The following is a 12,135-nucleotide window of genomic DNA, read 5'->3' as shown; positions in this document are numbered from 1 at the left end:
CGGCTCATGTTTAGAGATGACGGATCGAGTACAGAAAACTGATGAAAATTCCTTACATTCCTGAAGACGCGCCGTTTAACGGCGAGCAGAAATACTGGCTGGCGGGCTTTCTTGCCGGGTTACATTCACGTCTGCTGGTGCTGGAAGAACGCCCGCAGAGCGAAAGCGGCACCGGTGCGGCAGCCACTACGCAACTGCATATTCTGTTCGGCTCGCAGACCGGCAATGCAGAAGCACTGGCGCAGAGCGCAGCGAAAGCCGCGCGCGACAGCGGGCTGGTGCCGGTAGTACAGGCGCTGGGTGAAGTAGATATCAATGTTTTTGCCTCTATGCGCCATGTTCTGGTCATTACCTCCACCTATGGCGAAGGTGAAATGCCGGACAACGCCCAGCTATTCTGGCAGGCGATCTCTGCCAGCACCGCGCCGCGCCTTGAGCAGATGAACTTTGCCGTACTGGCCATCGGCGATACCGGCTACGACGGTTTCTGCCAGGCGGGTAAATTTATCGATATGCGTCTGGAGCAGCTGGGTGCAAAACGCCTGGCGGATCGCATCGACTGCGATATCGATTATGAAGAACCTTCGCAGCAGTGGCTGAATGCCTCTATGCCGCAGTTCGCCGCCAGCGCGGGCAGTAGCGGCAAGGCGCTGGAAAACCGGCCGGAAGCGCCAGTTATTCCAGGTAGCAATAAACAGAATCCTTACGCGGCGGCGCTGGTCACCAATAAACGCCTCTCCGGCCCGGATTCTGAAAAAGATATTCGTCACTATGAGTTCGATCTCACCGACAGCGGCCTGAAGTATGAAGCGGGCGATGCGCTGGGCGTCATCCCGGTTAACGATCCGACGCTGGTTAATCTGCTGCTGACACAGCTGAAAGCGGACTATGATACGCCGGTTTCCGGCTACGACCGCAGCCTGGGCGATCTGCTGACTTACCAGTTCGAGATCTCTGAGCCTTCACGCAAGCTGATTGAGTGGGTAGGCCAGAACACCACCAACCAGGAGCTGCGCCATGTGCTGCAGCATGACGATAAAGACGCGATGGGCGTCTGGCTGTGGGGCAAAGATTCGCTGGATCTGCTGCAGCTTGAGCTGGCGCGTACGCTGAGCATTTCCGAGTTCGTGGCGCTGCTGCGTCCTCTGCAACACCGCGCCTACTCTATCTCCTCCAGCTCGAAGGCGCATCCGAATCAGGTGCATCTGACTATCGCTTCCGTGCGCTATCACAGCGCTGGTCGCGCACGTAACGGCGTCTGCTCAACTTACCTGGCGGAGCGCGTAGGCCGTGGCGAAAAGCCAGCAATTTTTATTTCGCCTAACAAGGCTTTCCGCGTGCCTGCCGATAATAACGCGCCGCTGATCATGATCGGGCCAGGTACCGGCATCGCGCCCTTCCGCGCCTTTTTGCAGGAGCGTGAGGCCACCGGCGCCAAAGGCAAAAACTGGCTGTTCTTCGGCGACCAGCGCCTTGAGCATGACTTTATCTACCGCGACGAGCTGCTGGGCTGGCAGGAAAGCGGCCTGCTGAACCGTCTGGACCTGGCTTTCTCTCGCGATCAGGCGAAAAAGATTTACGTGCAAAACCGCATGATGGAACAAGGCGCCGAGCTGTATGCCTGGCTGCAGGAAGGGGCTTACTTCTACGTCTGCGGCGATGCATCGCGTATGGCGAAAGATGTGGATAAAGCCTTGTACGAGGTGATTGCCCAGTTTGGCGGCCTTTCGGCAGAGCGTGCGGCAGACTATGTCGATCAGCTGAAGAAAGAGAAACGCTACCTGCGCGACGTTTACTAATGCTAACGCCGTCGGCTTTCGCCGACGGCGCTTTTCGCTATTCTTTATGGTCCCCTGGCGCATCACAGTATTTAACCACCATGGCAGGGTTTCCTGCAGCTATCGCAAAATCGGGAATATCTGTTCTGACCACGCTGCCTGCGCCGACCACGGCGTGCCGGCCGATAGTGACGCCGGGAAGAACGATCGCGTTCATGCCTATCCAGCTCTGTTCTTTAATCAACACCGGCCTGGCGGTGATTCGTGATGCCTCGTCATCGGCGCCTCTGTTGGTCAGGGGATGACCGCTGCTGTCCATCACGGTAACGTTCGGGCCGAATACTACGCTATCCTCAATGACCACGCTTTCATAGGCCACGATAGCCGTGCCCTGCAGTACGCATCGGCTGCCTATAGCAATTTTCCCTGCCTGCATAGCGTTACGCTTTACTATGGTCAGCTTGAGGCGGCCACAGTGAAAGGCCAGCCGGTCCAGCGATTCCAGGTAAGCGCCCTGGCCGATGGTAATGCAGCGGGGAAAATCCATCAGGTCGATATAGTCCTGCTGATAGCCCGGATCTTTTACCCAGGTCAGCGTGATATCCGGCTCACCGGAAAAATTGACATTTTTAGCCAGCGTAACGCAGTGTCGGAAAACGGCTTGCTCAGGGCTGATAGAGATATTTTCGTATAAAGGCATGGTTCTCGTCCCTGTTTTGATCGGCGCAGCAGCGAATAACTTTGTTCAACGAAAATTTACTTTCGCCGAGATCGCAGCCGTAAAAAGCTGTTTGCCATAGTTGATATTTATGGTGAATTTTTTTACCGGCATTTTCTGACTCGTGTTTATGGTCAGCTATGTGTTTTTGATGCGGACAATGAATAGAACAGATGATTTTATTTACGACAAAACGATTATGCTGCAAAAAAAGCCGCACGCCGAGATCGACATCCTCGCCGCCCCAGCCGTTAAAGGCTTCATCAAAAAGGCCTGCCTGTAGCAGCGCATTTTTTTCCGCCGAAACGTGGCATGTCCAGAAAATATCGAAAGGCGCAGGCCAGGCAGAAATATTATAACCGAATTCATCATACTGGCTTTGCCGTATATCCTGGGCGTTCATTTCCTGAAAATAGCGTACCGAGGCGGCGACATCATTGGGATTGATAAAAACGTTCAGGTTATCCAGCATGGCATCGGGCATTTCAAAGCCGTAAACGTAGCCGATGCAGACGACCGGAAACTGGCTGTCCCGATGAGTATGCAGATGCCTGGCCAGCGCGTGCTGGTGCAACAAAACGCCGGCATCCACCAGCACTATATAGCTGCCTTCCGCCGCGGTAATGCCGATATTGCGCGCCTTGCCTGCCCTGAATCCCCGGTCGGGCTGCCAGTAATAGCGAATATTCAGCTCGTTCAGGTAGTCACGGCACAGCGCCTCTGAGTCATCTTCGCCGCCGTCATCCACCACAATAACCTCGAATTCGCTTTTCGCCAGCGTTTGCTGCGCCAGCGCCCGTAGCGTTTTCTCCAGCAGCGCTTTGCGATTATAGGTAGGAATGACCACGCTTATTGCTATTTCCTTCAGCCCGTTCTCTGTCATTTTTCATCTTCCGGCAGGGTTTGCATTCATGTTAAAAACAGAGACATTAATTATTTTTATTTAGCTGTTCAATGAAATTAACGTTTCCAGGGTTGGCTTTATTGTTATTGTTTGATTAATGTCAATTAATAGCGAACGCAGTGAAAATAACTTTCCAGAATGGATTAAAAAAATAAATATTTATTCTTTTAATTTAAAACCATAGGAAAAAGCATTAATAAATATCAGATAAAATAAAATGCAATTGGCATCATTAAGAATATTCAAAAATAGCCTAAACTTCACCCGGGCTATTTTTTAGCGTCAGGGCTGGTTAAGTAAAGTCGCAGGCAAAAAAAACGGCGCCCGGAAGGGAGCCGTTTAGAGATTTAAGCGAGCGCTATTTTACCACGCGCAGCGCCGGGCGACCGCCACGAGGCGGTGGCTCATCGTTGCCGTCGTCGTCCTGGCCGCTGTCGTCCGGACGATCGCCATCAATCACCGACATCATGGTTTCCGGCGCTTCCGGTGTTGCCGTAGCCGGGTTATATTCACCCGCCTCTTCGTAAACCGGCTCCGGCTCGAACATGGTGCCCGCACCGTTTTCACGGGCGTAGATCGCCATAACGGCCGCCAGCGGCACCGTTACCTGACGAGGCACGCCGCCAAAACGGGCGTTGAAAGTGACTTCATCGTTGCCCAGCTCCAGGTTGCCCACGGCGCGCGGCGCGATGTTCAGCACGATCTGGCCGTCCCGGGCATACTCCAGCGGCACCAGCACGCCGGGCAGGTTGATATCCACCACCAGGTGCGGCGTCAGCTGGTTGTCCAGCAGCCAGTCGTAGAAAGCCCTGAGCAGATAGGGACGACGTGCGGTAAGTTGCGACATTTCCATATCAGCCCCGCGTATGCAGGCGCATTTCCCGTTCCGCTTCCGTCAGGGAAGCCAGGAAAGAGTCACGTTCAAATACGCGCGTCATATAGCCTTTCAGCTCTTTTGAACCAGCACCGATCAGCTCAATGCCCAGCTGCGGCAGACGCCACAGCAGCGGCGCCAGGTAGCAGTCGACCAGGCTGAACTCTTCGCTCATAAAGAAAGGCGTGCGGGAGAAAAGCGGTGCAATCGCCAGCAGCTCTTCGCGCAGCTGTTTGCGCGCGGCTTCCGCTTCCTGCGCCGTGCCGTTTTCTACTTTACGCATCAGGCTATACCAGTCCTGCTCGACGCGATGCATCATCAGGCGGCTTTCGCCGCGCGCAACCGGATAAACCGGCATCAGCGGCGGATGCGGGAAACGCTCGTCAAGGTATTCCATAATGATGCGTGATTCATACAGCGTCAGTTCACGATCCACTAACGTTGGCACGGTACGGTACGGATTGAGGTCAATCAGATCCTGGGGCAGGCTATCCATTTCTACCTGCTCGATCTCTACGCTGACACCTTTTTCCGCCAGCACGATACGCACCTGATGGCTAAAAATGTCAGTCGGACCAGAAAACAGCGTCATTACCGAACGTTTGTTGGCAGCGACAGCCATGTAAACCTCCAAGTTTATCCAGAAAATTACTGCGCAAGCCCGCCACGCGGCGACCAGGCTGCTAAATACGCCAGCGGCCAGACCCGAACGACCCCTGGTCAGTATAGCCGCCCGGCTAATGGGCACAAAGTGTCACTCAGTTTACCAGATTTTAGCCAGCTTGTGGGGCGGGAATAGAGATTTGACGGGAAAATGACAGAACCCGTGGCGTTTTTCGGAGCCAGGCCGAAAAACAGACAAGAAAAAACCCGCCAGCGGCGGGTTTTTCGATAATCGATTCTGCCGAAGCAGAACAAATTAACGCTTGGAGAACTGTGGACGACGACGTGCTTTACGCAGGCCGACTTTCTTACGTTCAACCTGACGCGCGTCACGGGTAACGAAGCCTGCTTTACGCAGTTCGCCACGCAGGGACTCGTCGTATTCCATCAGAGCGCGGGTGATACCGTGACGGATCGCACCAGCCTGACCAGAAATACCACCACCTTTAACGGTGACGTACAGATCGAATTTACCAACCAGATCCAGCAGCTCCAGCGGCTGACGAACTACCATGCGGGCAGTTTCGCGACCGAAGTACTGTTCCAGAGAACGCTGGTTGATAACGATGTTACCACTGCCCGGCTTGATAAATACGCGAGCGGTAGAGCTTTTGCGGCGACCAGTGCCGTAGTTTTGATTCTCAGCCATTGCCTGTAATCCCGATTAAATGTCAAGAACTTGCGGTTGCTGTGCCGCATGGTTGTGCTCGTTGCCCGCGTAAACTTTCAGTTTACGGTACATAGCACGGCCCAGCGGGCCCTTTGGCAGCATGCCTTTAACCGCGATTTCAATCACACGCTCAGGACGGCGAGCAATCATCTCTTCGAAGGTCGCTTGCTTGATACCACCGATGTGGCCAGTGTGATGATAGTAAATCTTATCGGTACGCTTGTTGCCGGTTACAGCAACTTTGTCAGCGTTCAGAACGATAATGTAATCACCGGTATCTACGTGCGGAGTGTATTCCGCTTTATGCTTACCGCGCAGACGACGAGCCAGTTCAGTCGCTAAACGACCTAAAGTTTTGCCCGTTGCGTCAACAACATACCAGTCACGTTGGACGGATTCTGGTTTAGCTGTAAAAGTTTTCATCTAAAAGCTTACCCAAATTAAGTTACACGTTGGTGAAATCCCAAACGCTTAGATAAACGGTTGAGGCTCACACGACCATCTCGACCAGCAAGCCACCCCCTCGGATAGCGTTACTGGTACACAAAGAGTTTTGGGAAAAAAACCTTTGCTGTAACGTGGGGTCGCAAGATTATAGAGAAGTCGCCTGCAAAGCGCGACCCCTTTTTACAATAAAATGCTTCCCGACGTCCGGAAATTTAACGCCTCAGGGTAAATGCGGCAGGCGAAGGTACTCTTCGCTTTGCATCTCCTGCAGGCGTGAGACGCAGCGCTGATATTCAAACTTCAGCCGCGCGCCCTGGTAAATCTCGTGCAGAGTGGCCTCTGCCGAGACTACCAGCTTAACATGCCGTTCGTAAAACTCATCTACCAGCGCCAGAAAACGTCTTGCCTGGTCTTCTGTTTTGTAAATCATCACCGGCACGTTAAACAGCAGCACGCTGTGAAAGCGGCGTGACAACTCTATATAGTCGTGCTGGCTACGCCCCTCGCCGCATAGCGTCAGGAAATCCATCGCTACTACGCCTTCCGCCACGCCTAAGGTGGGCAGCTGACGGTGGTTAATCTCGAGCACGGGCTTATCGCTGCGATCTTTCCCGGCCAGCGCGACGAACATGCGATCCATCTCTTTGCTGGTGGTGTCGTTGAGCGGCATCATCCACAAGTGGGCAGAGGTTAACGTGCGCAAGCGATAGTCGATACCGGCGTCCACATTCATGATGTCGCAATGCTGCTTGATCATTTCGATAGCGGGCAGAAAGCGCGCGCGCTGTAGGCCATTGCGGTAGAGTTCATCCGGCGGAATATTGGAAGTGGCAACCAGCGTGATGCCTCTGGCGAACAGCGCCTCCATCAGCGTACCCAACAGCATGGCGTCAGTGATATCGGAGACAAAAAATTCATCGAAGCAGAGCAGATCGGTTTCGCTTTTGAAGCGATCGGCCACTATTTGCAGAGGATCGCTCTGTCCCTGCAATCCGGTCAGCTCTTCATGTACGCGCAGCATAAAGCGGTGAAAGTGCAGCCGCTGCTTGCGTTCGCCAGGAATTGCCTGAAAAAACATATCCATCAGCCAGGTTTTGCCCCGCCCTACGCCGCCCCACATGTAGAGGCCGCGTGCAGGCGTCTGCGCTTCGTTTTTGCCTTTTCCCGTGAGCTTTTTCAGCTTGCCGAACAGCCCTTTGCCTGGCGATTCGGCGACGGGTTCGCGCTGGCTCAGCGCTTGATAAATCCCATCCAGGCGGGTGATAGCTTCTCGCTGGATATCGTCAGGCCGATACTCGCCGTTTTCCAGCGCCTGGTGATAAAGCGCAAGAGGAGACTTCGTTTGCATAGATTCCCATTCCCTGAAATATTCGGTGCGTCAGGTGATTGATTGTCGAAAAAAAGGCCGTTCTACACTAAGCGATGCGGCCGCAGGATTCCACTTCCATGAGATTAGCGGTTATAGTGGCTGTTAACGGTCTGGCGTCAGGCCAGAAGTTTTACGGAACGATGTAGACAACACGGGAGTTAATATGACCTGGGAATACGCGCTTATTGGTTTGGTGGTTGGCATCATTATTGGTGCGCTGGCGATGCGTTTTGGCAACAAAAAGCTGCGGGAGCAGCGTAGCCAGCAGTATGAACTGGAAAAAACCAAAGCCGAACTGGCCGATTATCGGGAAGAGCTGACCAGCCACTTCGCCCAGAGCGCCGAGCTGCTGGATAACATGGCACGCGACTACCGCCAGCTCTATCAGCATATGGCTAAAGGCTCTAACGATTTGCTGCCGAACCTGCCCGGCGAGAAAAATCCGTTTGCTTATCAGCTGACCGAATCGGAAGCAGATAACGATCAGGTGCCGGTACAGATGCCGCGCGACTATCCTGATAGCGCAACCGGCCTGCTGCGCGGCGAACAAGCCACGCACAAGAAATAAGTTTCTTCATTGTTGATAAGGGGCGTTGACCGCCCCTTGAGGTTGATGACGAGTATGCCGGTGGAGGCTCACGAGGGCCTGTGTCTTCCGCAAAGACGCAAAAATCGCCCTCCGTGGCAGCTCAGTACGGGTCGTCCATGGCCCGTAATGCTTTGCTCCAGCCACTGGCCCTCCATCGCTTCACGTTTGTTAGCAGTCTGAAGGGGCGTTGACCGCCCCTTTTTACTATTCTGAATGCTGTGTCCCGGCCTCGTCCCGGATCTCTTATCCCTTTTTTGCGAGCCTTATAGCGATGAAAAAATCATTACTGTTGAGCGCGTTAGCCCTGAGTATCGGCATGAGCCTGGCGCCAGCGGCGCAGGCCACGCTGCCGGTACAGGTTCAGGGGCAGCCGGTACCCAGCCTGGCGCCTATGCTGGAAAAGGTGCTGCCTGCGGTGGTCAGCGTCCACGTAACGGGCACGCAGCCGACGCAAACGCAGGAAATTCCCGAGCAGCTGAAGCGCTTTTTCGGCCAGGAAGACCAGGGCGAAGATAGCACCCAGCCTTTTGAGGGCCTGGCTTCCGGCGTGGTGATTAACGCCGAAAAAGGCTATGTGCTGACCAATAACCATGTCGTAAACGGCGCGGATAAAATCAGCGTGCAGCTCAGCGACGGGCGTGAATTTGACGCTAAATTAATTGGCCATGACGAACAGACCGATATTGCATTGATTCAGGTCAGCGGCGCCAAGGGCCTGACGCAAATCAAGGTTGCGGATTCTGACCAGTTGAAGGTAGGCGACTTCGCCGTGGCGATTGGCAACCCGTTCGGGCTGGGGCAAACGGCGACGTCCGGTATAGTGTCGGCTTTGGGCCGCAGCGGCCTGAATCTGGAAGGGCTGGAGAACTTTATCCAGACCGATGCAGCCATCAACCGCGGCAACTCCGGCGGCGCGCTGGTCAATCTTAACGGCGAGCTGATCGGCATTAACACCGCTATTCTCTCGTCCGCAGGCGGCAATATCGGCATTGGTTTTGCTATCCCCGGCAATATGGCGATGAATCTGGCGCAGCAGCTGATCGAGTTCGGCGAGGTCAAGCGCGGCCAGCTCGGCATTAAAGGCACGGAGATGACGGCGGAGATGGCGAAAGCCTTTAACGTCGAGGTGCAGCACGGCGCCTTCGTCAATGAAGTGCTGCCGGGTTCCGCAGCGGCAAAAGCCGGCATTAAAGCGGGCGATATTATTACCTCTCTGGATGGTAAGCCGGTCGAGAGTTTTGCCGCGCTGCGTGTGAAAATCGGTACTACCGCGCCGGGCAAAGAGGTGAAAGTAGGCCTGCTGCGCGACGGCAAGCCGCAGACGCTCACCGTGAAGCTGGATAACAGCACCCAAACTGCCAGCACCGAGCTGCTGAATCCTGCCCTACAGGGCGCGACGTTAAGCGATGGCGCGGCGAAAGACGGCAGCAAAGGCGTCAGCGTAGACAACGTCGATAAAGGCACGCCTGCCGCACAGTTCGGCCTGCAAAAAGGCGACGTGATCGTTGGGCTTAACCGTGCACGCGTGGAAAACCTGGCGGAGTTGCGCAAGCAGCTGGCAGCTAAACCTGCGCTGCTGGCACTGAATATTATCCGCAACGACGAAAGTATCTACCTGCTTTTACGTTAAAAATTCGGGCGGACACCTGCGCGTCCGCCCGACTCATGTTATCCTGCCCCACGTCCATTTATTCATCAGTTAAAGCCATGTTTCCTAAACTTTTGCGTTCAGTGCTTCTTGGCCTGGTTGTAGCGGGCCTGCTGCTGGTCGCGCTGCCCGCGCTGCGCATCGGCAATGATTTTTTCAGCCTGCAAAATGAGGGTGCCAGCGAGGCACCGGTCAGCTATAACGCTGCCGTCCGCCGGGCAGCGCCTGCGGTGGTGAATGTCTACAATCGCAGCGCCAACGCGTCGGCCCATAATCTGGAGATCCGTACCCTGGGCTCGGGCGTGATCATGGATGGCCGTGGCTATATTCTGACTAATAAGCATGTCATTAACGATGCCGACCAGATTATCGTGGCCTTACAGGACGGACGTATTTTCGAGGCCATGCTGGTTGGCTCAGACAGCCTGACCGATCTCGCCGTGCTGAAAATTACCGCTTCCGGTCTGCCGGTTATTCCGATTAATACCAAACGGGTGGCCCATATTGGCGATCTGGTGATGGCGATAGGCAACCCTTACAACATTGGCCAGACGGTGACGCAGGGCATTATCAGCGCTACCGGGCGCGTCGGTCTCAGCCCTTCGCGCTATCAAAACTTCCTGCAAACCGATGCCTCTATCAACAAAGGCAACTCCGGCGGCGCGCTGATTAACTCGCTGGGCGAGCTGATGGGCATTAATACGCTGTCGTTTGATAAAAGCAACGACGGTGAGACGCCAGAAGGAATCGGCTTTGCTATCCCTACCGCGCTGGCAGCCAAAATCATGGATAAGCTGATCCGCGACGGCCGGGTTATTCGCGGGTTTATCGGCATTAGCGGGCGTGAGATTCCGCAGATGCACGGCCAGAACGGCAGTATCGATCATATTCAGGGCATAGTTGTCACCAACGTGGCGCAGGGCGGCCCGGCGGCGAAAGCAGGCTTGCAGGTGAACGATGTGATTACCCGCGTCAACCATAAGCCCGCGGTTTCAGCGCTGGAGACAATGGACCAGGTTGCGGAAATACGGCCAGGTACCGTGATTGATGTGGATATTTTGCGTAACGATCGCAAAATGACGCTGCCGATTACCGTGCTGGAATACCCTGGCAGCTAAAACACAAGGGCCAGCGATAGCTGGCCCTTAAGGCGCATAAAAACCTGCGGTCTGTTGCGAATTACTTCACAAACTCTTCGCCCTGAGCAATATCTTTTTTTAGCGTTTCCAGCATGCTTTGCAGCGCCTGCTCTTCAAATGCGCTCAGAGTGCCGATCGGTTTGCGCTCTTCAACGCCGTTTTTCCCCAGCAGCAGCGGCTGTGCGAAGAAGCGGGCATGAGCGCCATCGCCTTCCACATAGGCGCATTCCACTACGTTGCTTTCGCCCTGCAACGCGCGCACCAGCGACAGACCAAATTTCGCGGCGGCCTGGCCCATCGACAGCGTAGCGGATCCGCCACCTGCTTTCGCCTCGACTACTTCCGTACCCGCATTCTGGATACGTTTAGTCAGGTCAGCGACCTCCTGCTCCGTGAAGCTTACGCCCGGTACCTGCGACAACAGCGGCAGGATAGTGACGCCGGAATGGCCGCCGATAACCGGCACGTTAAGCGCGGCCGGATCTTTGCCTTTCAGTTCGGCGACAAAAGTATTGGAGCGGATGATATCCAGCGTGGTCACGCCAAAGAGTTTGTTCTTGTCGTAGACGCCTGCTTTTTTCAGTACCTGCGCGGCAATAGCTACGGTTGTGTTTACCGGATTAGTAATGATGCCGATCAGGGCTTTCGGACAGGTAGCGGCTACCTGCTCAATCAGATTACGCACGATGCCTGCATTAACATTGAAAAGGTCGGCGCGATCCATACCGGGCTTGCGCGCCACGCCCGCGGAAATCAGGACAACGTCAGCCCCCTGTAACGCAGGCGTCGCGTCTTCGCCGCTGAAGCCTTTGATTTTTACCGCCGTAGGAATATGGCTGAGATCGACCGCCACGCCGGGCGTAACGGGAGCGATGTCATAAAGTGAGAGTTCTGATCCTGCCGGAAGCTGGGTTTTAAGCAGAAGAGCGAGGGCCTGGCCGATGCCGCCTGCTGCGCCGAGAACTGCGACTTTCATCCTAAACTCCTTATTATTTTGAGGGGGGAATTGCCGGGAATTCATTTAGCTATAAACATAGATAACCTGCGATGCCTGAGCGATAGCATTTACCCTCCTTTGCACGACGGCGCATAATACAGGATAACACGATGAAAACTCACCGCATTATGCCAGAATAGCCCTTCGTCGCCGCAGACAGCGCGATCGGCGTACGCTACGCCAGTAATCCTTATCTAAACACTATCAATTTTATAACAACTTGTTCACTTATTGTGCGCGACGGCAGGCAATATGGCGAATTTTTCATGGAAATTTTCCCCTAACCGGCAATGAACCGACGCCCTCAAAGCCACTCTGTTTGCATAAAAATGCAATAAA

12 protein-coding genes are annotated in these 12,135 nt (G+C 54.5%); 4 read left to right on the top strand and 8 right to left on the bottom strand.

Translation table 11 applies throughout. The features are described 5' to 3' along the window. Window positions 1–41: 41 nt before the first annotated feature. A complete protein-coding gene (locus ACETPC_RS06495; RefSeq protein WP_380179802.1) occupies window positions 42–1,799 on the top strand; it encodes a sulfite reductase subunit alpha in 1,758 nt (585 codons plus the stop codon). Window positions 1,800–1,836: 37 nt separating this feature from the next. Here ACETPC_RS06495 and ACETPC_RS06490 read toward each other — a convergent pair whose 3' ends face one another. The 7 genes from ACETPC_RS06490 to zapE form a co-directional block, all read right to left on the bottom strand. After that, window positions 1,837–2,478, bottom strand: coding sequence for an acyltransferase (locus tag ACETPC_RS06490; RefSeq protein ID WP_380179800.1), 642 nt, complete (start codon window positions 2,476–2,478; stop codon window positions 1,837–1,839). Continuing rightward, window positions 2,444–3,379, bottom strand: coding sequence for a glycosyltransferase (locus ACETPC_RS06485; RefSeq protein WP_380179798.1), 936 nt, complete (start codon window positions 3,377–3,379; stop codon window positions 2,444–2,446). Before ACETPC_RS06485 ends, ACETPC_RS06490 begins: the two co-directional genes overlap by 35 nt. A gap of 379 nt (window positions 3,380–3,758) precedes the next feature. Continuing rightward, window positions 3,759–4,253, bottom strand: a complete 495-nt coding sequence (gene sspB, locus ACETPC_RS06480; protein WP_380179795.1) for a ClpXP protease specificity-enhancing factor — start codon at window positions 4,251–4,253, stop codon at window positions 3,759–3,761. 1 nt (window position 4,254) lies between these two features. Beyond that, the gene (gene sspA, locus ACETPC_RS06475) at window positions 4,255–4,896 is read right to left on the bottom strand and encodes a stringent starvation protein SspA (protein ID WP_336141426.1); all 642 of its coding nucleotides are present in this window, start codon (window positions 4,894–4,896) and stop codon (window positions 4,255–4,257) included. Between the two features lie 297 nt (window positions 4,897–5,193). Further along, window positions 5,194–5,586: a 30S ribosomal protein S9 gene (rpsI, locus tag ACETPC_RS06470; RefSeq protein WP_125287074.1), complete on the bottom strand. Its 393-nt coding sequence runs from the start codon at window positions 5,584–5,586 to the stop codon at window positions 5,194–5,196. 15 nt (window positions 5,587–5,601) lie between these two features. Beyond that, on the bottom strand, window positions 5,602–6,030 hold the full coding sequence (rplM, locus tag ACETPC_RS06465; protein ID WP_125287073.1) for a 50S ribosomal protein L13: 429 nt from the start codon (window positions 6,028–6,030) through the stop codon (window positions 5,602–5,604). 244 nt (window positions 6,031–6,274) lie between these two features. Further along, entirely contained in the window at window positions 6,275–7,402 is a 1,128-nt protein-coding gene (gene zapE, locus ACETPC_RS06460) for a cell division protein ZapE (RefSeq protein ID WP_380179792.1), read from the bottom strand. 184 nt (window positions 7,403–7,586) lie between these two features. Between zapE and zapG the strand changes: the two genes are divergently transcribed. The 3 genes from zapG (at window position 7,587) to degS (ending at window position 10,778) form a co-directional block, all read left to right on the top strand. Further along, window positions 7,587–7,991 carry a Z-ring associated protein ZapG gene (zapG, locus tag ACETPC_RS06455; RefSeq protein WP_380179790.1) on the top strand — a complete coding sequence of 135 codons (405 nt, stop codon included), beginning with the start codon at window positions 7,587–7,589 and terminating at the stop codon, window positions 7,989–7,991. 292 nt (window positions 7,992–8,283) lie between these two features. Next, window positions 8,284–9,642: a serine endoprotease DegQ gene (gene degQ, locus ACETPC_RS06450; protein ID WP_380179788.1), complete on the top strand. Its 1,359-nt coding sequence runs from the start codon at window positions 8,284–8,286 to the stop codon at window positions 9,640–9,642. A 77-nt stretch (window positions 9,643–9,719) separates the two neighbouring features. Then, window positions 9,720–10,778 (top strand): outer membrane-stress sensor serine endopeptidase DegS, encoded by a 1,059-nt coding sequence (degS, locus tag ACETPC_RS06445; RefSeq protein WP_380179786.1) that lies wholly within the window; start codon window positions 9,720–9,722, stop codon window positions 10,776–10,778. Between the two features lie 61 nt (window positions 10,779–10,839). Here the strand turns inward: degS and mdh are convergent, their stop codons facing one another. After that, complete coding sequence (gene mdh / locus ACETPC_RS06440) at window positions 10,840–11,775, bottom strand: malate dehydrogenase (protein WP_380179784.1); 936 nt, start codon at window positions 11,773–11,775, stop codon at window positions 10,840–10,842. Window positions 11,776–12,135 lie beyond the last annotated feature (360 nt).

Origin of the sequence: Pantoea sp. sgz302252 (assembly GCF_042610525.1) — a bacterium.
Lineage (GTDB): Bacteria > Pseudomonadota > Gammaproteobacteria > Enterobacterales > Enterobacteriaceae > Erwinia.
The sequence above is the reverse complement of the archived record's forward strand: the minus strand, read 5'-3'. Positions and strand labels throughout refer to the sequence as shown.

Bases quoted from the DNA above. Each gene is read 5' to 3' on its own strand.
- sspA (WP_336141426.1), bottom strand. From the start codon at position 4,896: ATGGCTGTCGCTGCCAACAAACGTTCGGTAATGACGCTGTTTTCTGGT.
- ACETPC_RS06485 (WP_380179798.1), bottom strand. From the start codon at position 3,379: ATGACAGAGAACGGGCTGAAGGAAATAGCAATAAGCGTGGTCATTCCT.
- rplM (WP_125287073.1), bottom strand. From the start codon at position 6,030: ATGAAAACTTTTACAGCTAAACCAGAATCCGTCCAACGTGACTGGTAT.
- sspB (WP_380179795.1), bottom strand. From the start codon at position 4,253: ATGGAAATGTCGCAACTTACCGCACGTCGTCCCTATCTGCTCAGGGCT.
- degQ (WP_380179788.1), top strand. From the start codon at position 8,284: ATGAAAAAATCATTACTGTTGAGCGCGTTAGCCCTGAGTATCGGCATG.
- ACETPC_RS06490 (WP_380179800.1), bottom strand. From the start codon at position 2,478: ATGCCTTTATACGAAAATATCTCTATCAGCCCTGAGCAAGCCGTTTTC.
- ACETPC_RS06495 (WP_380179802.1), top strand. From the start codon at position 42: ATGAAAATTCCTTACATTCCTGAAGACGCGCCGTTTAACGGCGAGCAG.
- degS (WP_380179786.1), top strand. From the start codon at position 9,720: ATGTTTCCTAAACTTTTGCGTTCAGTGCTTCTTGGCCTGGTTGTAGCG.
- rpsI (WP_125287074.1), bottom strand. From the start codon at position 5,586: ATGGCTGAGAATCAAAACTACGGCACTGGTCGCCGCAAAAGCTCTACC.
- mdh (WP_380179784.1), bottom strand. From the start codon at position 11,775: ATGAAAGTCGCAGTTCTCGGCGCAGCAGGCGGCATCGGCCAGGCCCTC.
- zapG (WP_380179790.1), top strand. From the start codon at position 7,587: ATGACCTGGGAATACGCGCTTATTGGTTTGGTGGTTGGCATCATTATT.
- zapE (WP_380179792.1), bottom strand. From the start codon at position 7,402: ATGCAAACGAAGTCTCCTCTTGCGCTTTATCACCAGGCGCTGGAAAAC.